Origin of the sequence: Rhizobium sp. L9, from assembly GCF_002531885.1 — a bacterium.
Lineage (GTDB): Bacteria > Pseudomonadota > Alphaproteobacteria > Rhizobiales > Rhizobiaceae > Rhizobium.
Map to the genome: position 1 here is coordinate 176,804 of NZ_NWSZ01000006.1, position 20,431 is coordinate 197,234.

General features: G+C 61.0%; 22 protein-coding genes. 13 read left to right on the forward strand and 9 right to left on the reverse strand.

Annotated elements, in window-relative coordinates:
• The first annotated feature begins 58 nt into the window (after positions 1-58).
• Together pyc and CO660_RS07790 are read left to right on the forward strand one after the other, a co-directional pair.
• Positions 59-3,523, forward strand: coding sequence for a pyruvate carboxylase (pyc, locus tag CO660_RS07785; RefSeq protein ID WP_097598246.1), 3,465 nt, complete (start codon positions 59-61; stop codon positions 3,521-3,523).
• A 189-nt stretch (positions 3,524-3,712) separates the two neighbouring features.
• Complete coding sequence (locus CO660_RS07790; RefSeq protein ID WP_085779804.1) at positions 3,713-4,285, forward strand: NAD(P)H-dependent oxidoreductase; 573 nt, start codon at positions 3,713-3,715, stop codon at positions 4,283-4,285.
• 56 nt (positions 4,286-4,341) lie between these two features.
• Here CO660_RS07790 and CO660_RS07795 read toward each other — a convergent pair whose 3' ends face one another.
• The 4 genes from CO660_RS07795 to CO660_RS07810 all read right to left on the reverse strand — a co-directional run bounded on the left by CO660_RS07795 (position 4,342) and on the right by CO660_RS07810 (position 7,786).
• Positions 4,342-5,103, reverse strand: a complete 762-nt coding sequence (locus tag CO660_RS07795) for an amino acid ABC transporter ATP-binding protein (protein WP_085779805.1) — start codon at positions 5,101-5,103, stop codon at positions 4,342-4,344.
• Positions 5,100-5,780, reverse strand: coding sequence for an amino acid ABC transporter permease (locus CO660_RS07800; protein WP_097598247.1), 681 nt, complete (start codon positions 5,778-5,780; stop codon positions 5,100-5,102). The genes CO660_RS07795 and CO660_RS07800 overlap by 4 nt, the downstream gene beginning before the upstream one ends.
• A 209-nt stretch (positions 5,781-5,989) precedes the next feature.
• On the reverse strand, positions 5,990-6,763 hold the full coding sequence (locus tag CO660_RS07805; RefSeq protein ID WP_097598248.1) for an amino acid ABC transporter substrate-binding protein: 774 nt from the start codon (positions 6,761-6,763) through the stop codon (positions 5,990-5,992).
• A gap of 153 nt (positions 6,764-6,916) precedes the next feature.
• On the reverse strand, positions 6,917-7,786 hold the full coding sequence (locus CO660_RS07810) for a DMT family transporter (protein WP_097598249.1): 870 nt from the start codon (positions 7,784-7,786) through the stop codon (positions 6,917-6,919).
• A 206-nt stretch (positions 7,787-7,992) separates the two neighbouring features.
• On the opposite strand from CO660_RS07810, the gene CO660_RS07815 reads away from it, so the two are divergent.
• From CO660_RS07815 to hisC, 4 genes are all read left to right on the forward strand, one after another.
• The gene (locus tag CO660_RS07815) at positions 7,993-8,769 is read left to right on the forward strand and encodes a DeoR/GlpR family DNA-binding transcription regulator (protein ID WP_097598250.1); all 777 of its coding nucleotides are present in this window, start codon (positions 7,993-7,995) and stop codon (positions 8,767-8,769) included.
• A gap of 64 nt (positions 8,770-8,833) precedes the next feature.
• On the forward strand, positions 8,834-10,027 hold the full coding sequence (locus tag CO660_RS07820) for an MFS transporter (protein WP_097598251.1): 1,194 nt from the start codon (positions 8,834-8,836) through the stop codon (positions 10,025-10,027).
• Between the two features lie 95 nt (positions 10,028-10,122).
• Positions 10,123-11,373, forward strand: a complete 1,251-nt coding sequence (gene ispG, locus CO660_RS07825; RefSeq protein WP_097598252.1) for a flavodoxin-dependent (E)-4-hydroxy-3-methylbut-2-enyl-diphosphate synthase — start codon at positions 10,123-10,125, stop codon at positions 11,371-11,373.
• 16 nt (positions 11,374-11,389) lie between these two features.
• Positions 11,390-12,451 (forward strand): histidinol-phosphate transaminase, encoded by a 1,062-nt coding sequence (hisC, locus tag CO660_RS07830; RefSeq protein WP_097598253.1) that lies wholly within the window; start codon positions 11,390-11,392, stop codon positions 12,449-12,451.
• Positions 12,452-12,459: 8 nt separating this feature from the next.
• Here the strand turns inward: hisC and CO660_RS07835 are convergent, their stop codons facing one another.
• Positions 12,460-13,374: a polyprenyl synthetase family protein gene (locus tag CO660_RS07835; RefSeq protein ID WP_097598329.1), complete on the reverse strand. Its 915-nt coding sequence runs from the start codon at positions 13,372-13,374 to the stop codon at positions 12,460-12,462.
• Between the two features lie 134 nt (positions 13,375-13,508).
• Here CO660_RS07835 and mtgA point away from each other — a divergent pair, with 134 nt between their 5' ends.
• The 5 genes from mtgA (at position 13,509) to CO660_RS07860 (ending at position 16,616) form a co-directional block, all read left to right on the forward strand.
• A complete protein-coding gene (mtgA, locus tag CO660_RS07840) occupies positions 13,509-14,246 on the forward strand; it encodes a monofunctional biosynthetic peptidoglycan transglycosylase (protein ID WP_176536247.1) in 738 nt (245 codons plus the stop codon).
• Positions 14,247-14,342: 96 nt separating this feature from the next.
• Positions 14,343-15,065 (forward strand): DUF1868 domain-containing protein, encoded by a 723-nt coding sequence (locus CO660_RS07845; protein ID WP_097598254.1) that lies wholly within the window; start codon positions 14,343-14,345, stop codon positions 15,063-15,065.
• A 13-nt stretch (positions 15,066-15,078) separates the two neighbouring features.
• Positions 15,079-15,726 (forward strand): glutathione S-transferase family protein, encoded by a 648-nt coding sequence (locus CO660_RS07850; RefSeq protein ID WP_097598255.1) that lies wholly within the window; start codon positions 15,079-15,081, stop codon positions 15,724-15,726.
• 156 nt (positions 15,727-15,882) lie between these two features.
• A complete protein-coding gene (gene rpmF, locus CO660_RS07855) occupies positions 15,883-16,068 on the forward strand; it encodes a 50S ribosomal protein L32 (RefSeq protein WP_085779815.1) in 186 nt (61 codons plus the stop codon).
• A gap of 140 nt (positions 16,069-16,208) precedes the next feature.
• The gene (locus CO660_RS07860; protein WP_085779816.1) at positions 16,209-16,616 is read left to right on the forward strand and encodes a hypothetical protein; all 408 of its coding nucleotides are present in this window, start codon (positions 16,209-16,211) and stop codon (positions 16,614-16,616) included.
• Here the strand turns inward: CO660_RS07860 and phaR are convergent.
• Positions 16,611-17,186: a polyhydroxyalkanoate synthesis repressor PhaR gene (gene phaR / locus CO660_RS07865; protein ID WP_085779817.1), complete on the reverse strand. Its 576-nt coding sequence runs from the start codon at positions 17,184-17,186 to the stop codon at positions 16,611-16,613. The genes CO660_RS07860 and phaR overlap by 6 nt on opposite strands.
• A gap of 237 nt (positions 17,187-17,423) precedes the next feature.
• On the opposite strand from phaR, the gene CO660_RS07870 reads away from it, so the two are divergent.
• Both CO660_RS07870 and CO660_RS07875 read left to right on the forward strand, forming a co-directional pair.
• Entirely contained in the window at positions 17,424-18,605 is a 1,182-nt protein-coding gene (locus tag CO660_RS07870) for an acetyl-CoA C-acetyltransferase (RefSeq protein WP_097598256.1), read from the forward strand.
• Between the two features lie 64 nt (positions 18,606-18,669).
• Entirely contained in the window at positions 18,670-19,395 is a 726-nt protein-coding gene (locus tag CO660_RS07875; protein WP_097598257.1) for a beta-ketoacyl-ACP reductase, read from the forward strand.
• A 68-nt stretch (positions 19,396-19,463) separates the two neighbouring features.
• Here the strand turns inward: CO660_RS07875 and CO660_RS33225 are convergent, their stop codons facing one another.
• The 3 genes from CO660_RS33225 to CO660_RS07885 all read right to left on the reverse strand — a co-directional run bounded on the left by CO660_RS33225 (position 19,464) and on the right by CO660_RS07885 (position 20,252).
• Positions 19,464-19,622 (reverse strand): hypothetical protein, encoded by a 159-nt coding sequence (locus CO660_RS33225; protein WP_176536248.1) that lies wholly within the window; start codon positions 19,620-19,622, stop codon positions 19,464-19,466.
• 187 nt (positions 19,623-19,809) lie between these two features.
• Entirely contained in the window at positions 19,810-20,070 is a 261-nt protein-coding gene (locus CO660_RS07880) for a glycine zipper domain-containing protein (protein ID WP_009991900.1), read from the reverse strand.
• A 26-nt stretch (positions 20,071-20,096) separates the two neighbouring features.
• Positions 20,097-20,252, reverse strand: coding sequence for a DUF3309 family protein (locus tag CO660_RS07885; protein ID WP_003543790.1), 156 nt, complete (start codon positions 20,250-20,252; stop codon positions 20,097-20,099).
• Positions 20,253-20,431 lie beyond the last annotated feature (179 nt).

Sequence of the window (20,431 nt, forward strand, 5' to 3'; positions counted from 1 at the left end):
TTAAGAATTTTCTTCGCGGGTGCAGCATGCCCGTGTCTGAACGACGGAGGAGACCGTTTTGCCCATATCCAAGATACTCGTTGCTAACCGCTCCGAAATAGCCATTCGCGTGTTCCGCGCGGCCAACGAGCTTGGAATAAAAACGGTGGCGATCTGGGCGGAAGAGGACAAGCTGGCGCTGCACCGCTTCAAGGCGGACGAGAGCTATCAGGTCGGCCGCGGCCCGCATCTTGCCCGCGATCTCGGGCCGATCGAAAGCTATCTGTCGATCGACGAGGTGATCCGCGTCGCCAAGCTTTCCGGTGCCGACGCCATCCATCCGGGCTACGGCCTCTTGTCGGAAAGCCCGGAATTCGTCGATGCCTGCAACAAGGCCGGCATCATCTTCATCGGCCCGAAGGCCGATACGATGCGCCAGCTCGGCAACAAGGTGGCGGCGCGTAATCTGGCGATCTCCGTCGGCGTGCCGGTCGTGCCGGCGACCGAACCGCTGCCGGACGATTTGCAGGAAGTCGCCAGAATGGCCGCCGAGATCGGCTATCCCGTCATGCTGAAGGCCTCTTGGGGCGGCGGCGGTCGCGGCATGCGCGTCATCCGTTCCGAGGCCGATCTCGCCAAGGAAGTGACGGAAGCCAAGCGCGAGGCAATGGCCGCCTTCGGCAAGGATGAGGTCTATCTCGAAAAGCTCGTCGAGCGCGCTCGCCACGTCGAAAGCCAGATCCTCGGCGACACCCACGGCAATGTCGTGCATCTCTTCGAGCGCGACTGTTCCGTTCAGCGCCGCAATCAGAAGGTCGTCGAGCGCGCGCCGGCACCCTATCTCACCGAAGCGCAGCGCCAGGAACTCGCCGCCTATTCGCTGAAGATCGCAGAGGCGACGAACTATATCGGAGCCGGCACCGTCGAATATCTGATGGATGCCGATACTGGCAAATTCTACTTCATCGAAGTCAATCCGCGCATCCAGGTCGAGCACACGGTGACCGAAGTCGTCACCGGCATCGATATCGTCAAGGCGCAGATCCACATCCTCGACGGCTATGCGATCGGCACGCCGCAATCCGGCGTGCCGAAGCAGGAAGAGATCCGTCTCAACGGTCACGCCCTGCAGTGCCGCGTGACGACGGAAGATCCGGAGCATAATTTCATTCCGGATTACGGCCGCATCACCGCCTATCGCTCGGCCTCCGGCTTCGGTATTCGCCTCGACGGCGGCACCTCCTATTCCGGCGCCATCATCACCCGCTATTACGATCCGCTGCTCGTCAAGGTCACGGCCTGGGCGCCGAACCCGCTGGAAGCCATTTCCCGCATGGACCGGGCGCTGCGCGAATTCCGCATCCGAGGTGTGGCCACCAATCTGACCTTCCTCGAAGCGATCATCGGCCATCCGAAATTCCGCGACAACAGCTACACCACCCGCTTCATCGACACGACGCCGGAACTCTTCCAGCAGGTCAAGCGCCAGGACCGCGCGACGAAACTCCTGACCTATCTCGCCGACGTCACCGTCAACGGCCATCCCGAGGCCAAGGACAGGCCGAAGCCGCAGGAAAACGCCGCCAAGCCGGTGGTGCCCTATGCCAATGGCAACGGGGTGAAGGACGGCACGAAGCAGCTTCTCGACACGCTTGGGCCGAAGAAGTTCGGCGAGTGGATGCGCAATGAGAAGCGGGTGCTTCTGACCGACACGACGATGCGCGACGGCCACCAGTCGCTGCTCGCCACCCGCATGCGCACCTATGACATTGCCCGCATTGCCGGCACCTATGCGCATGCGCTGCCGAACCTGCTCTCGCTCGAATGCTGGGGCGGCGCCACCTTCGACGTCTCGATGCGATTCCTCACGGAAGATCCGTGGGAGCGGTTGGCGCTGATCCGCGAGGGGGCGCCGAACCTGCTCCTGCAGATGCTGCTGCGCGGCGCCAACGGCGTCGGCTACACCAACTATCCCGACAATGTCGTCAAATACTTCGTCCGCCAGGCCGCCAAGGGCGGCATCGATCTCTTCCGCGTCTTCGACTGCCTGAACTGGGTGGAGAATATGCGGGTATCGATGGATGCCATTGCCGAGGAGAACAAGCTCTGCGAAGCGGCGATCTGCTATACTGGCGACATCCTGAATTCGGCGCGGCCGAAATACGACCTGAAGTACTATACCGGCCTTGCCGTCGAGCTCGAAAAGGCCGGCGCCCATATCATCGCTGTGAAGGACATGGCGGGCCTGTTGAAGCCTGCGGCGGCGAAAGTTTTGTTCAAGGCGCTGCGCGAGGCGACCGGTCTGCCGATCCACTTCCACACGCATGATACCTCAGGCATTGCGGCGGCGACCGTTCTTGCCGCGGTCGAAGCCGGCGTCGATGCCGTCGATGCGGCGATGGATGCGCTGTCCGGCAATACCTCGCAGCCCTGTCTCGGCTCCATCGTCGAGGCACTCTCCGGCTCCGAGCGCGACCCCGGCCTCGATCCGGAATGGATCCGCCGCATCTCCTTCTATTGGGAAGCGGTGCGCAACCAGTATGCCGCCTTCGAAAGCGATCTCAAAGGGCCAGCCTCCGAAGTCTATCTCCACGAGATGCCTGGCGGCCAGTTCACCAACCTGAAGGAGCAGGCCCGCTCGCTGGGGCTCGAAACCCGCTGGCACCAAGTGGCGCAGGCCTATGCCGACGCCAACCAGATGTTCGGCGACATCGTCAAGGTGACGCCCTCCTCGAAGGTGGTCGGCGACATGGCGCTGATGATGGTCTCCCAGGACCTGACCGTTGCCGATGTCGTCAGCCCCGACCGCGAGGTTTCCTTCCCGGAATCAGTGGTGTCGATGCTGAAGGGCGATCTCGGCCAGCCACCGTCTGGATGGCCGGAAGCGCTGCAGAAGAAGGCATTGAAGGGCGAAAAACCCTATACGGTGCGTCCGGGCTCACTGCTGAAGGAAGCCGATCTCGATGCGGAACGCAAGGTCATCGAGAAGAAGCTGGAGCGCGAGGTCAGCGACTTCGAATTCGCTTCCTATCTGATGTATCCGAAGGTCTTCACCGACTTTGCGCTTGCCTCCGATACCTACGGCCCGGTTTCGGTACTGCCGACGCCCGCCTATTTCTACGGGTTGGCGGACGGCGAGGAACTGTTTGCAGATATCGAGAAGGGCAAGACGCTCGTTATCGTCAACCAGGCGATGAGCGCAACCGACAGCCAGGGCATGGTCACCGTCTTCTTCGAGCTCAACGGCCAGCCGCGCCGCATCAAGGTGCCCGATCGGGCCCATGGGGCGACCGGGGCGGCCGTGCGCCGCAAGGCCGAGGTCGGCAACGCCGCCCATGTCGGCGCGCCGATGCCCGGCGTCATCAGCCGCGTCTTCGCCTCGCCGGGCCAGGCCATCAGCGCCGGTGACGTGCTTGTCTCCATCGAGGCGATGAAGATGGAAACCGCGATCCACGCCGAAAAGGACGGCACCATTGCCGAAGTGCTGGTCAAAGCCGGCGACCAGATCGACGCGAAGGATCTGCTGGTGGTTTACGGCGGATGAGCAAACGGCACGCAAGGTTTCGTCCGCCCGTCCTTGCCAAGTCGGGCTGATCACCCGATTGTGTAGAGCCAGGCTGTTAAAAGGCCGGCTTTTTCGAAAAGCAAATGGCCTCCTCGCCTTGCCCGGCGGGGAGGCTTTTTCGTAGACTTGCCTGCCTGCCTCTCCCAAGATCAATCAGGAAACAATTTCATGAGCAAATTGAAGATCGCTGTCATTGTCGGAAGCACTCGTATTGGCCGTTTCGCCGAACATCCAGCAAAATGGATTGCCGGGCTCGTCGGCCAACGCTCCGATCTGGAAGTCGAGGTTCTCGATCTTCTCGACTATCCCATGCATTTCTTCGGCGAAGAGCGCGCCACCACGGCGGAAAGCGACACCGCCGAGCGCTGGAAGAAGAAGCTGCGCGAATTTGACGGCTACATATTCACCGTTGCCGAGTACAATCATGCGCCGACGGCGGTTCTGAAGAACGCTATTGATCTCGGCGAATTCATTCAGAAGCCAGTCGCCTTCGTCGGTTACGGCGGCGTTGGCGGTGCGCGCGCCGTCGAGCAGCTTCGGCTGATCTTCGTGGAAATGGGCGCCGCCTCGGTGAAAACGGGCGTGCACATCGCTTTCAGCGAATATCTGAGCGTGCTCAAGGAAGGCAAGAGCCTTGGCGATTACCCGCACCTCAACGAGGCGGCCAAGAACCAGCTCGATCAGCTCGTGTGGTGGGGCAATGCGTTGAAGGCGGCGCGTTCGGTCGTCACCTCGGCCTGAGGCAGGCCTCTTAAATCAAAAGCGTCTCACGTGAATCACGATTCACGTGAGACAGTTCAGATGTCGTATGTATGGGCGGCGTTGATCGTCGAGATGAAGCGCTTGGTACGCTCGCGCTTAGGCGCGCTGAAAATAGCTTTCGCACTGCCGGTTTCGACCACGCTCCCGGCTTCCAGGAAGACGACGTCGTTGGCGATTTTCGAGGCGAGTCGGAGATCATGGGTGGCCATGACCATCGTCGTGCCTTCGCGGGCAAGCTGGCCCAGCACATCGACCACCTCCGCCGAAAGTTCCGGATCGAGCGCCGAGGTCGGCTCATCGCAGAGAAGCACCCGCGGCGACGGCGCAAGCGCCCGAGCGATTGCCACGCGTTGCTGCTGACCACCCGATAAGGTCGAAGGCCAGGCATCGGTCTTGTGTGCCATTCCGACCTTGGTCAGCAGTTCCATGGCGCGTTCGCGCGATTTCGCCTTCGGCCATTTTAGCACCGTGACCAGACCTTCCATGACGTTTTCGATCGCGGTCTGATGCGGGAAGAGCTGGAAGTTCTGGAAGACCATGCCGGTCTGACGACGGATTTTCTGGATCGCCTGCCATCCCAAGCGTTTGCCGGGCGCGAAGGAAAGCTCTTCCTCACCGAGGCGGATCGCGCCTGATGTCGGGATTTCGAGCAGGTTGATGCAGCGCAGTAGCGTGCTCTTGCCACCACCGGACGGCCCGACGAGCGCGGTGACGCTGCCCTCGGGAATGCGGATGCTGATATCCTTCAGAATGACGGCATCGCCGAAGCGCTTTTCGATGTTGGAAAGCTCGATCATGCGTTTGCCTCCAGCATGCCGCCATAACGCGCGAAACGGCGTTCCAGCCGCACCTGCAGCTGCGAGAGGACGGAGCTGAGGACGAGATAGATCAGCGCCGCCTCGATATAGAGGATCAGCGGCTCGTAGGTGGTGGCGACGATGCGTTGTGCCGCCTGGAAGAGCTCCGGCACGGTGATGGCGGCGGCAAGCGAGGTATCCTTGACCAGCGAGATGAAGGTGTTCGACAGAGGCGGCACGGCGACGCGGCCTGCCTGCGGCAGGATCGTCCGGCTCATCGCCTGGCGCCAGCTCATGCCGATCGAATAGGCCGCTTCCCACTGGCCCTTCGGCACGGAGGAGATGACCGCGCGGATGATTTCGGAGCTGTAGGCGCCGATATTCAGGGTAAAGCCGATCAGGGCGGCAGGAAAGGCGTCGAGCAGGATGCCGATGCTCGGCAGCCCGTAAAAGATCACGAAGAGCTGGACGAGCAGCGGCGTGCCGCGAATGACCCAGACATAGAAACGGGCAATCGCCGCGACGGGCGTCGGGCCGAAAAGGCGGGCGATCGCCGTGATCAGTCCGAGGATCAGACCAAAGACGAAGGAGAGCAGCGTCAGTGGAATGGTGAAGATCAATCCCGCCCAGAGGAGCGAGGGAAGCGATTCCGCCATCAGTTGGAGCCAGTGCGGCAAGGGATATTCCCTCTCGTCGGTTGAGCAGCAATACTTCGAAATACCCCTCCCCAACCGCTTCCCACAAGGGGCAGGGACTTAATCTGCCTCCCGCGCTGCATGAAATGACCACCGAACTGCAAGTCGGGACGTCTATTTTGAGGTGAGGCGGTCTCCCGGCCAAAGCCCCTCCCCCTTGTGGGGAGGGAGGGGAGTTTTTTAGACGAAGCTTACTTCGAGACGTCCTGGCCGAAATATTTGTCGGCGATCTTCTTGTAGGTGCCGTCGGCCTTGATATCGGCGAGCGCCTTGTTGATCACTTCCAGCAGTTCCGGCTCGTTCTTGCGGATGATGATGCCGGAGTAATCGGCATTTTCCTGCTCGGCGGCGATCTTTACCGGCGCGTCCGGCTTGTGCTTCTTGAAGTCGAGGAAGGAGAGGCTGTCGTTGATCGTCGCATCGGCGCGTTTGGTCAGCACAAGCTGGATCGACTGGTCGAAACCATCGGTGCCCACGAGTTCGGCGCCGGATTCGGAAGCGATCTTGCCGAAGTTGCTGGTCAGCGACTGCGCTGATTTCTTGCCCTTCAGGTCGGCGAAGGTCTTGATGCTGTCGTCGCCGTCGCGGACGATCAGCACGGCCTTGGAAGCGATATAGGGCTCGGAGAAATCATATTTCTGCTTGCGGGCTTCGGTGATGCCGACCTGATTGATGACAGTGTCGTAACGCTTGGCGTCGAGGCCGGCGATGAGGCCGTCCCACTTGCCTTCGACGAACTCGGCCTTGACGCCGAGCTTGGCGGCGATGGCTTCGCCGATCTCCACGTCGAAGCCGACGAGCTTGCCGCTTTCGTCATGATAGGTGAAGGGCGCATAGGTGCCCTCGGTGCCGATCCTGAAGACGCCGGCCGATTTGATGGCGGCGAGGTTTTCGCCCGCATGGGCGGGCAGGAGGGCTGCGGCCTGAATAAGGGCAGCGGCGGCGACGGTTTTCAACCAGTTCATTGTTCTATCCATCCTTGGGAGGTTGCGATCGGATGAGCGATACTTTGCAGAAAACTAGGGCGCCGGAAGCGTAGAAAACTGCGAATAAAAGCGGCAACTGCGAATATTTTTCTCAAGCCGTCTTCTGAAGCATCAATTCCATGGAAACGGGCATCACACCGCGGCCCGGCGGCGCAGCCTTTCGCTGACGATGGTGATCAAACCGGCGCCGAGGATCATCGCCGCGCCGCCGACGACATTCGGCGGTGGGATATCGCCCCAGATCAGATAGCCGAGGACGAAGGCCCAGACGAGAGACGTATATTCGAACGGCGCAAGCACGGAGACGGGTGCTTGTCGCATTCCCTCGAAGAGGGCGAACTGCGCACAGCCGGCGACTACGCCGGTTGCGATGAGAAGCCCCAACTGCGTCATGTCGGGTGTCTGCCAAGTGTAAGGAACGGCAATGCCCGTCATGGCGAGGAAAAAGACGTTCGAAACCGCAAGCTGGACGATGGTCTTTTCGTGCAGCGAGGTCTTGCGCAGCAGCACCATGGCCGCCGCCCAGAGGACCGCCGCCTGTAGCGCCAGATACACGGGCCAGGAAACGGTGAGACCGATCGGGTCGCAGGCGATGAGCACGCCGACGAAACCGACGCCAACGGCCAGCCATCGCGCTGGCATGACGTCCTCCTTCAGAACGAAGCATGCAAGCAAGGTGCCGACGATGGGTGCGGCGTAATAAAGCGTGGTGACTTCGGCCAGTTGCAGGCGGCTTGCGGCGGAGTAGTAGGAAAGCCAGGCGCAAAGGAGAAGGATACTGCGGGCAATCATTGGTTTTATGATCGGCGATGTCATTGTCTGACGGATGAGCCTGACGCGACCATAGGCGAGACAACCGAGCAGGATCGTAAGGCTGCGAAAAAACAGGATCTGCCAGACGGGAATGCTTGAAGTCAGGATCTTGATGATCGCATCATGGAACGTGAACGCCATGTAGGCGAGGCTCGTGAGCAGAATGCCCAGGCTGACGGGATTTTTCACGGGGACGCACCAGGGGGCGGGTTTGCCGGCGGGAATCGGGAATAGTGAATCGATAATCCTGCCTACTGGGCCGGTCAATAGTAAGTTCGCCCGGTGGTGGCGCTTTGTATCACCGCGTCAGAAAACGTGTGATCGCGCATATTGCCTGCACGGTCGTAAACGGTTATGCACGTTGTCCATACTTCACACGCAGATTCGGCAGGAACATGCAGGATTTTCTGTTACGAGAGCGCCAAGGCGTCATTTCCGAACGGCTGCGGCTGAATGGCCGCGTGCTGGCGGCGGAACTTGCGCTCGAATTCGGCGTCTCCGAGGATACGGTGCGGCGCGACCTGCGTGAGATGGCGGCGGCGGGCCTCTGCGAGCGGGTCTATGGGGGCGCGCTGCCGGTTTCGCCGGCGCATGGAAGCCTGACGCAGCGCACGGGATTTGCCGCCGACCGCAAGCAGGCCTTGGCGCGGGCTGCCGCGAAGCAGATCACTGCCGGTTCGTGCGTGTTCTTCGATGCCGGCAGCACCAATCTGGCGATTGCCAACGCCCTGCCTGCCGAACTTGAACTGACGGCTGCGACCAATGCGCCGGTGATTGCCGCAGCGCTGATCGACAAGCCCGCCGTCAACGTCATCCTGATCGGCGGCATGATGGACCGGCAGACAGGTGGAGCGCTCGGCGCAAAGGCCTTGCGGGATATGGAGCAGATTTCGCCCGATCTCTGCATTCTCGGCGCCTGCGGCATCGATCTCGAGGCCGGCATCACCACCTTCGGATTCGAGGATGCGGAATTCAAGCGGTTTGCAACATCGAGAAGCAAAAGGGTTATGGCGGCGGTAACTTCGGAGAAATTCGGCACGGCTGCGCCCCACAGCATCCTTCCGGTTGCGCATTGCGAATGCCTGGTCGTCGAGCACGATGCCGATCCCGCCATTCTTGCGGGTTATCGCGAGCGCGGCTGCCGGACCGTCATCGCCGAAAAAACGAACTGAGCCGTCGTCACGGAGTTTAGAAAAAGCGGGCGCTCCCAAGCCCGTTAGCGAGGAAAGACCGAAAATGGACAGTCATGTGAATGCGCCGTCGGGGGTCCGCAGCGGCTTCATTACCAGAAGCAGGGCAGCGGTTTCCCTGCTCTTTCTCATGAACGGCTTTGTCGTCGGCTGCTGGGCACCGAAGATTCCGGATTTTGCCGAGCGTCTCGGGCTGAGCAAGTTCGAGCTTGGGCTGATGATCATCGTCTTCGGTGTCGGCTCGCTGGTCATGATGCCGATCGCCGGCGCGCAGATCGCCAGGCACGGCTCTCGCGTCGTTGTACGGGCAACCGCCGTCTGCGTGCTGCCGCTGCTCCTGGCTCTGACGCTCGCGCCGAATGTGTTTACCGCGGCAATCTCGCTCTTCCTGTTCGGCGGCTTCATCGGCGCCATGGATGTGGCGATGAACGCCAATGCGGTGTCCGTCGAAAAATCCATGCGGCGGGCCATCATGTCATCCTGCCATGCTTTCTGGAGCCTCGGCGGCTTGATCGGCTCGGGCCTCGGCGGCATCGTGATTGCCAAACTCGGCGTTCTCGGCCATGCCCAGCTCGCGACTGCGCTGGCGGCGATCTTCCTCGCTGTCGCCTGGCCGATGATCCTTGCGGATCCACCCCATCCCGATGCGAAAAAGGAGAAGACGAGGCTGCCGATGGTGCCGCTGCCGTGGCTGCTCGGCTTGATGGCGCTGTTCTCCATGGTGCCGGAAGGCGCGGTTCTGGATTGGGGTGCGCTCTATCTCCGGCAGGACATGGATGCGTCGGTGGCGCTTTCCGGTCTCGGTTTCGCAGCCTTTTCGGCGACCATGGCGACCATGCGCTTTGCCGGCGACCTGGTGCGCGACCGCCTCGGAGGGGTCAAGACACTGCGCATCTGCACGCTCTTTGCCATCGTCGGCATGTTGCTTGCGAGCCTTGCGCCGGACGCTGAGATCGCCATTCTGGGCTTTGCGCTTTGCGGCATCGGCATTTCAAACATGGTGCCGATCGCTTTCTCGGCTGCGGGCAATATACCCGGTCTCAAACCCGGCATCGGCATCTCGGTGGTTACGACGATGGGCTATTCCGGCATGCTGGTCGCGCCGTCGGTGATCGGCTTCGTTGCCGAACATATCGGCTTTGCCGTCGTCTTCATGGCGCTGCCGGTGCTGCTGCTGTTCGTTCTCATGTTCTCCAAGCTGGCCCATTATGCCGATGGGGTCTCCGGAGGCGGCCACTGAGCGCCTCCAAACAAAAGTGATATAGTCGGCGGTTGACAAGGAGCCGGGCTTGATCCACCTGAAAGGCACTGTTTCTAGGGGTGCAAGAACTCTGCATGTTGTCAGCCGCCGATTTTGATCCGAAACCGCGCCGCGCTTCCGTCGCCGTCAATGTCGGCGGCGTCATTGTCGGTGGTGGTGCGCCGATTGTCGTGCAATCGATGACGAATACGGATACCGCCGATATCGATTCGACCGTTGCGCAAGTCGCAGCCCTGCACCGGGCGGGTTCGGAACTGGTGCGTATCACCGTCGACCGCGACGAGAGTGCCGCCGCCGTGCCGAAAATCCGCGAGCGGCTGCTGCGGCTCGGCATGGACGTGCCGCTGATCGGCGACTTCCACTATATCGGCCACAAGCTGCTTGCCGATCATCCTGCCTGCGCCGAGGCGTTGGCGAAATACCGCATCAATCCCGGCAATGTCGGCTTCAAGGACAAGAAGGACAAACAGTTCGCCGAGATCATCGAGATGGCGATCCGCTTTGACAAGCCGGTACGCATCGGCGTCAACTGGGGCTCGCTCGATCAGGACCTGTTGACGGCGCTGATGGATCAGAATGCCGAGGCCGGCTCGCCGCTTTCGGCACGGCAGGTGACGCGCGAGGCGATCGTGCAGTCGGCGCTGCTGTCGGCCGCCCTTGCCGAGGAGATCGGCTTGCCGCGCAACCGCATCGTCTTGTCGGCCAAGGTCAGCCAGGTGCAGGACCTGATCGCCGTCAATTCCATGCTCGCCGAACGTTCCGATCACGCGCTGCATCTCGGCCTCACCGAAGCCGGCATGGGCAGCAAGGGCATCGTCGCTTCGTCGGCTGCCATGGGCTTCGTGCTGCAGCACGGCATCGGTGATACGATCCGCGTTTCGCTGACGCCCGAGCCGAACGGCGACCGTACCCGCGAGGTCCAGGTGGCGCAGGAAATCCTGCAGGTCATGGGCTTCCGGCAGTTCGTGCCGGTCGTCGCCGCCTGTCCCGGCTGCGGGCGCACGACCTCGACGGTCTTCCAGGAACTGGCCCAGAACATCCAGAACGACATCCGCAAGAACATGCCGGTTTGGCGCGAGAAATATCCCGGCGTCGAGGCGCTGAACGTCGCCGTCATGGGCTGCATTGTCAACGGACCGGGCGAAAGCAAACATGCCGACATCGGCATCTCGCTTCCCGGCACCGGCGAGACGCCGGCCGCTCCCGTTTTTATCGACGGCAAGAAGGCGCTGACACTGCGCGGCCCCAATATCGCCGCCGACTTCGAGGCGCTTGTCGTCGACTATATCGAGAAGCGCTTCGGCCGGCGGACGGCTGCGGAATGAAGGCCCGCGCGTTCGAATGAGCCGGTATTGGTCTGATAATGTCAGCAAGCTTCGGCCCTACGTCGCGGGGGAGCAGCCGCGTATTCCCGGCCTGGTCAAGCTCAATACCAATGAGAATCCATACGGGCCGTCCCCAAAGGCGATCGAGGCGATCAGGCAAGCGACAGACGACCGCCTGCGGCTCTACCCCGATCCCGCCGCCACCGAGTTGCGCGAGGCGATCGCCGCCCGTTTGGGGCTGACGAGCGAACAAGTGTTCGTCGGCAACGGCTCCGACGAGGTTCTCGCCCATACGTTCCAGGCGCTGCTGAACCACGATCTGCCGCTTCTCTATCCCGATGTGACTTACAGCTTCTATTCGACCTATAGCCTGCTATATGGCGTCGAGACTATCGAGATACCGCTCGACGATCGGTTCCGGATCCGGCTGTCCGATTACGACAGACCGTGCGGCGCGATCATCATCCCCAATCCGAACGCGCCGACGGGTATCGGCCTGCCGCGGACCGGGATCGAGACGCTTCTTGCTGCTCATCCGGATGCGGTAGTCGTGATCGACGAGGCCTATGTCGATTTCGGCGGCGAAAGCGCAGTGCCGCTCATTTCTCGCTATCCCAACCTTTTGGTCATCCAGACCTTGTCGAAATCTCGTTCGTTCGCAGGTCTGCGCGTTGGCTTCGCACTGGGGCACCGGGACCTGATCGAGGCGCTGGTGCGCGTCAAGGACAGCTTCAATTCCTATCCGCTCGATCGCCTGGCACAGGTCGGGGCGACGGCGGCGATCAGAGACGAGGCTTGGTTCGAGACATGCCGGCGGAAAATCATCGCCAGCCGGCAACGCCTCGTCCGGGAGCTTGAGGCACTGGATTTCGAGGTGCTGCCGTCGCAGGCGAATTTCATTTTTGCGAGGCACGCGAGCCGGCCGGGCGTTGCACTTCTGACCGAGCTGCGGGAGCGTGGCGTCCTCGTCCGGCGTTTCGCCGAGCCGCGCATTTCGGAATTCCTGCGCATCAGCATCGGCACCGACGAGGAATGCGCCCGCCTGGTTTCCGCCCTCAAGGAGATATTGGCGGCCTGACCTTCGCCTCAGCTCTTGCGGTCGGCGATGAAATGCGCAGCGGCGGTGAGGGTGGAGGCGCGCGCCCCGTAGGGGGCGAGCAGGTCCTCGGCATCGCGCACATGCCGGCGGAGCTCGGTCTCGGCCCATTCCATGCCGTGAAGCGCCACCAGCGTTCCCTTGCCGCGGGCCGCATCCTTGCCGGTCGCCTTGCCCATGGTCTCAGCATCCGAGGTCAGGTCGAGGATGTCGTCGGCGAGTTGGAAGGCGAGGCCGATCTTTTCGCCGAAGGCACGCAGGCGGCGGCGATCTTCGGGCGGGCTTGCCGCGATAATGGCGCCCGCCTCGCAGGCGAAGCGGATCAGCGCGCCTGTTTTCATCGCCTGCAGACGGATGATACCGGCTTCGTCGGGAGCCTGCTTTTCCGCCGCCAGATCGAGCGCCTGGCCGCCGGCCATGCCGCCGAGACCGGCTGCGCGGGCGAGCGCCAGCACCAACGCCGCTTTGCTCGTATCGGGAAGGGCGGTTTCCGGCGCGGCAACAATGTCGAAAGCATAGGTCAGCAGGCTGTCGCCGGCGAGGATCGCGGTGGCTTCATCGAACTTGACGTGCACTGTCGGTTTGCCGCGGCGCAGGTCGTCATCGTCCATGGCCGGCAGGTCGTCATGCACGAGAGAATAGCAGTGAACGCATTCGAGTGCGGCGCCGACCCGAAGGGCCGCCTGCACATCGCCGCCGAGAAGGGCCGCACTTTCGGCCACAAGGAATGGGCGCAATCGCTTGCCGCCATTCAGCACGGCATAATGCATGGCGCTGCGCAGGGTGTCAGGCCTGACGATTTCATCGGAAAGAGGGCTCGGCGAAAGCAATGTATCGAGCAGCGCCTCGATTTCGCGGGCGTTGTTGCTAAGCCTCGTCTCGAAAGTGTTCCGGTTCGCGTCCATGGGCGCTGTTTGGCATGGGGCATCGGGGCTTGCAACGGAATTGTCGATGACTGCCGCAAGATTTCCCTTGTCCTCTGGCATAAGCGGCTCACAGGCGTTATGAGAACGAAAGGGAGAGAAATGGGCTGGGGACATTGGACATAGCGACGGAGAGAGAGGATATCGCCGACATGCCGGCCCGTCGGCGATGGTTCGAAGATCGGCCTGTGCTGAGGTGCGTCGGTCTTGCCGTTCTGGCCGTGCTGATCCTTCCTTACGCGCTGATCTTCCTCTACCTGCTGCCCTTCATCCATCCCGTCTCGACGCTGATGCTGCGCGATCTGGTGCTGCTGCGCGGCTATGACCGCAGATGGGTGTCGTTGGATGAGATCTCTCCGGTCCTGGTGCAATCGGTGATGATGTCGGAAGACGGTCAATATTGCTTCCACGGCGGCGTCGACTGGGCAGAGATGCGGATGCTGGTCGAGGACACGCTGAAAGGTCAGGCGACACGCGGCGGCAGCACAATCCCGATGCAGACGGCCAAGAACCTCTTCCTCTGGAACAGCCGCTCCTTCGTGCGCAAGGCGATGGAGCTTCCCCTCGCCGTCACCACGGATTTCGTCCTGTCGAAACGGCGGCTGATGGAAATCTATCTCAATATCGCCGAATGGGGCCCCGGCATTTACGGCATCGAGGCCGCCGCCCAGCATCATTTCAAGGTGCCGGCCTCGAAGCTGACGCGACGCCAAGCATCGCTGCTTGCCGTTTCGCTCCCGAACCCGATCGACCGCAAGGCGGGCAAGCCCGGACGAGGCCTTCGCCGGCTTGCCGGCGTCATCGAGAGGCGTGCGCAGGGTTCGGGCGACTACATCAAGTGCATCTATGAATAAGATCACAACTTGTCATTAGAAGCGGTGGCCGTCATCTGACATTCTTGGTTCTGCCATATGGGCGAATGCAATCCAACCAGAGCCCCCGAGTCGCCCATGACCGCCCCGACCTTTTCTCCCGAACTTCTCCTTTACTCGAAGACGCACAATCAAAACCCACCTCCCCATCTCGGCAGCCGCTATCGCAGGATCGGCGGTTTCCTGCCCGAAGCCGGCAACACCATCGTCTGTCATCCCGAGAAAGGTTCAACGACGCTCACGGCACTGATCGAGGCGCGTGAAAAATATCTGGCGATGCCCGAGGCGTCGCAATTTCTCTTCACGCCGATCTCGAGCCTTCACATGACGCTTTTCGAATGCGTCATTGAGACCAGGCGCCGGCAGGACTGCTGGCCTGCAGACCTCCCTCTCGACACGCCGATCGACGACATGACCGCGCTGCTGGCCGCGCGTCTCGACAGTTTTTCGATGGCCGAGCCCTTCAATGTCGGGGTCATCGGTGCTCGTCCCTCGGGTCTGCTTGTCGATGGGGCGACGGAGAAGGACCGTAGGATCATGCGCGCCTGGCGCGACGCCTTTGCCGATCTTCCCGGCTATCGGCAGCCGAACCATGCGGACTACAAGTTCCACGTCACTTTCGCCTATCCTATCGACTGGCTGGAGGACGAAGCCCTGCCGCGCTGGCAGGCGATGCTCGACGACGTGGTCGAGGACGTCAGCCGCAAGGTCCCCGTTTTCGAGCTGACGCCACCGGCATTCTGCGTGTACGAGGACATGAACCATTTCCACGAACTGCTGATCTTCGATTTCGATGCCTGAACGGGAGAGGCCTATGGACAGACCGACGCTCTACATCGCCAACAAGAATTATTCTTCCTGGTCGTTCCGGCCGTGGATGGCGCTGACGAGCGCCGGCGTCGATTTCGAAGAAATCCTGATCCCTTTCGATGATGCGGGCGGCAATCCCAAGATCAAGGCGATATCGCCGAGTGGCCGGGTGCCGGTCCTGCAGCATGGCGCGTTGAAGATCTGGGAGTCGCTGGCGATCATCGAATATGCCGCCGAGCTTTATCCGGACGCCGGCCTTTGGCCGCGCGCCCGTGCCGAACGGGCACTCGCCCGTTCTGTTTCGATGGAAATGCTGTCCGGCTTCCGAGCCCTGCGCAATGCCTGCCCGATGAATATTCGCCGGCCGAAGGGGACGATCGCATTGCCTGACGACGTCGACGCCGATGTCAGCCGTATCGAGACGATCTGGCGAGACTTTCTGCAGAAATCCGGGGGACCGTTTCTCTTTGGGCGCTTCAGTGGCGCGGATGCGATGTTTGCGCCTGTGGTCAACCGGTTCGACGTCTATGATCTCGTCAACCGAAAGGATACACTCACCTACATGGAGACGATGAAGGCGCATCCGGCCTGGCGGAAATGGGAAGAGGCCGCCCGGGCCGAGCCTTGGATCGTGGCGGAAGACGAGGTCTGAGGCTCGAATCATCGGCCTCGCAAAAAATACGCATGGGGACTGGTCAAGGCCGCCCCTTGCATGTATAAGCGCGCAAAATTTCCGAAATCGCGACATGTCCGTTTCGGCCGCCAGTCTGGCCGTGGGAATGTTTTGCCCGCAAGTGGAGTAAGAAAAATGGCTGTACCGAAGAGAAAAACGAGCCCGTCCAAGCGCGGCATGCGCCGTTCGGCTGATGCGCTGAAAGCTCCGACCTACGTCGAAGACAAGAATTCCGGCGAACTGCGCCGCCCGCATCATATCGACCTGAAGACCGGCATGTATCGCGGCCGTCAGGTTCTGACGCCGAAGGAAGGCGCGTAATTTCCGACCGGCTCGTCCGATCGCAAGTTTCAAGGCCGGCTTCATGCCGGCCTTTTGCATTTCGGCAAGATAATATTTGCAACGACTTGCAGCAGGACGGCGGTTTGCGGCAGTATTCTTGCTGCGCAAGGAGATTGCCGATGGTAGCCGCAATGCCGCTGATGATTATTCCGTTTATTCTTTACAATCTGGCGATGCTCGGCCTGATGGGCGGCGGCGGCATCGCCGCCTTGCAGCATGACATCATCGTGCTGTCGATGCTCTCGGGCGCGATCTGGAGCATGGCGCTCGGCGATCTCTTCATTGTCGTTGCCCTCGTCGTGTTGTTCTTCGAAATCCTGAAAGCAACGCGAACCGGGCCTGGCAACCTCCTCAATCACATATTGTCGATGCTGGTCTTCATCGCCTTCCTGGTCGAGTTTCTGCTCGTCCAGGACGCTGCGACGCAGGTGTTCTTCATTTTGATGACGATCGCTCTGATCGATGTGATCGGCGGTTTTGCCGTTTCGATCCGGAGCGCCGGGCGGGATGTTTCGATCGGACTATAGGTTGTCGAGTTTGTTCTGGAGAGCGCGGAGCTGCTCCTTCAACTCGTCGATGTCCTTGGCCTCGGCCTTGCGGCTTTCCTTGGCCGCTGGCGGCGCCATGAATGGCGAAAACATCTGCATTGCCTGCTGAAACAGCTCGGTATTGCGGCGAACCTGGTCCTCGACCATCTGCATCGGCAATTGCAGGTTCTTGCCGAGCGGCGTCTCGCCAAAGGCGCGGTTTACCTGTTCGCGCATCTGGGCCTGCTGTTCGCTGAAGGCGCGCATCGAATGTTCGAGGAAGCTCGGCACGACCATCTGCATCTGGTCACCGTAATAGGTGATGAGCTGGCGCAGGAAGGAGATCGGAAGCAGCGTGTTGCCGGTTTTCGATTCCTGCTCGAAGATGATCTGCGTCAGCACTGAATGGGTGATGTCGTCCCCGCTTTTTGCGTCCTGGACGGTAAAGTCTTCGCCCTTCTTCACCATCTCCGCCAGATCTTCCAGCGTCACATAGGTGCTGGTGCCTGTATTGTACAGGCGGCGATTGGCGTATTTCTTGATGACAATCTGACCCTCATTCTTCGCCATATCAGTCTCCTGAACCCCCGTCTGATTTTGGATGTTCCTCCACTTCAGACTGTAAACGCAAAAGAAGGCCGGTGACAATCTCTTTGTGCGTTGCGGCAAACCTTTAGCAGATCAAACGAATCGGCCTTGACGGCTGCCGCCGAAAAATGGCGGCGACCGGTCTTCCCGTTTGACTTGTGCTCAAAGCTTTGCCAGTTTCCCCTTATGTAAGTAAGACGAAAAACGAGGAGCCACCCCATGAGCAATTCATCCATCGTCATCGCCAGCGCAGGTCGGACAGCAGTCGGCTCGTTCAACGGCGCTTTTGCAACGGTCCCCGCGCATGAACTCGGCGCGGCCGTCATCAAGGGCGCGCTCGCGCGTGCCGGTGTCGATGCCGGCGAGGTGGATGAGGTGATCCTCGGCCAGGTGCTGGCCGCGGGTGAAGGCCAGAACCCGGCCCGCCAGGCGGCGATCAAGGCCGGTATTCCCAAGGAGGCAACGGCCTGGGGCGTCAACCAGCTTTGCGGCTCGGGCCTGCGCGCCGTCGCGCTCGGAATGCAGCAGATTGCCACCGGCGATGCCAGCATCATCGTTGCCGGCGGCCAGGAATCCATGTCGATGGCGCCGCATGCTGCGCATTTGCGCAGCGGCACGAAGATGGGCGACATGAAGATGGTCGACACGATGATCAAGGACGGCCTGACCGACGCTTTTCACGGTTACCATATGGGCATCACCGCCGAGAATATCGCACGGCAGTGGCAGCTGTCGCGCGATGACCAGGATCAGTTCGCCGTCGCCTCGCAGAACAAGGCTGAGGCCGCGCAGAAGGCTGGCCGCTTCACCGACGAGATCATTCCCTACGTTATCCAGACGCGTAAGGGCGACGTGACCGTCGATTCCGACGAATATATCCGCCACGGCGCGACGCTTGAGGCGATGGGCAAGCTTCGTCCGGCCTTCGACAAGGAAGGCACGGTTACCGCCGCCAATGCCTCCGGCCTCAACGACGGCGCTGCCGCCGCCGTGCTGATGAGCGAGGCGGAAGCGGCGCGGCGCGGCATTCAGCCGCTTGCCCGAATCGTTTCCTGGGCAACGGCGGGCGTCGATCCGTCCATCATGGGTACCGGCCCGATCCCGGCATCGCGCAAGGCGCTCGAAAAGGCCGGCTGGTCTGTGAACGATCTCGATCTCGTCGAGGCCAACGAAGCCTTCGCGGCACAGGCTTGCGCTGTCAGTAAGGATCTCGGCTGGGATCCGTCGATCGTCAACGTCAATGGCGGGGCGATTGCGATCGGCCATCCGATCGGCGCCTCCGGCGCGCGCATTCTCAACACCCTGCTGTTCGAGATGAAGCGCCGCGGCGCGAAGAAGGGCCTCGCCACGCTTTGCATCGGCGGCGGCATGGGCGTCGCCATGTGCTTTGAAGCACCTTAAACAGCATATCCGTCATTGATTAAATGCCGCCACGAGCAGGCGAAAACACAGAGGGGAGCGGAACATGAGCAGAGTGGCTCTGGTCACCGGAGGTACACGCGGCATCGGCGCAGCGATATCCATGGCGCTGAAAAATGCCGGCTACAGGGTTGCGGCCACTTATGCCGGTAATGACGAGAAGGCTCATGCCTTTCATGACGTCACCGGCGTTGCGGTATTCAAATGGGATGTTTCGGACTACGCTGCCTGCGGTGAAGGGATCACCAAGGTCGAACGCGAGATCGGGCCGGTCGAAATCCTCGTCAACAATGCCGGCATCACCCGCGACGCGATGTTCCACAAGATGACGCCGCAGCAGTGGCACGAGGTGATCAGCACCAATCTGACCGGCCTGTTCAACATGACGCATCAGGTCTGGAGCGGCATGCGCGACCGCAGCTTCGGCCGCATCGTCAATATCTCGTCGATCAACGGCCAGAAGGGCCAGATGGGCCAGGCGAACTATTCGGCGGCCAAGGCGGGCGATCTCGGCTTTACCAAGGCGCTTGCTCAGGAAGGGGCGGCGAAAAACATTACCGTCAATGCCATCTGCCCCGGTTATATCGGAACGGAAATGGTGCTTGCCGTGCCGGAGAAGGTACTGAATGAACGCATCATTCCGCAGATCCCGGTCGGCCGGCTCGGCGAGCCCGAAGAAATTGCCCGCTGCGTCACCTTCCTCGTCTCCGACGATGCTGGTTTCATCACCGGTTCGACGCTGACGGCCAATGGTGGGCAATTCTTCGTTTAAGACAGGACGAACGTTTGTTGATTTGCAAAGGCGCGTTGCAGGACGCGCCTTTGCTTTTGTTCGGGAGGTCAGAAGCGCTTGCCGGTGTTCCGGTCTCGCTGAACCCGAATCTTGACAGGCACTCGCTGCCGCGAGCGATCTCCGCTGCGAAGAGCTGAGACCGCGGATGTCAGGAAAGCCGCGGCAACGAGAATGGCGACGGTGGAATTCAGGACAATCTGGTCCATGCAAATATTCCTTTCAGTGCCTTGGGCGATGGTACCTGCCCTGCGCTCACGAAGGAAATATGCGCCAAGCTAGTGGGCGCCGGTAGATTTGACTTTCACGACCGTTCGTCAACGTCACATTGACGAACGCGCCGGCAAAGAAAACGGGCGCCGAAGCGCCCGTTGGGAGTCCGATATGACTTGTCGGTCAGTAGCGGCAACGAGCCTCGTAGCGGCGGCCGTAGCGGTCGCGATAGATGCAGTAGCCGCGGCGTTCGACCGACTGGCCGATGAGGGCGCCGGTCAGACCGCCGGCAACCGCGCCGACAGCGGCACCACCCCAGCTGTTGGTGACCGCGCCGCCGATGACCGCACCGGTGCCGGCGCCGATCGCCGTGCCCTGTTCGGTCGCCGTGCAGGATGCGAGAGCGCCCACGAGCGCGCCGATAAGAACAATCTTCTTCATCATGTCGTAACTCCCCAAGTTGTCGGGCTTTAAATGCGGCCCATTAGTACAAGGATAATGATAATGACGAGAACTAGCCCCAAACCGCCGGAAGGTCCATAGCCCCAGCCACGGCTATAACCCCAGTTTGGCAGAGCTCCGATCAAGAGCAGAATGAGGATAACGAGAAGTATCGTGCCAAGCATGGTGTTTTTCCTTCATTTCATCCGCAATCTGGATGGACAAGAAACACGCATTGGCGATTTTTGTTCCCGGTTGGGCGCGTAAATTAGCACGCAAGGCGATTCATGGTTTGTGATCCGTCACCCCTCACAAACCGTCCGTATGGTTAAAAAAGCGTTTAAATACAATATGTTGCGGTGAA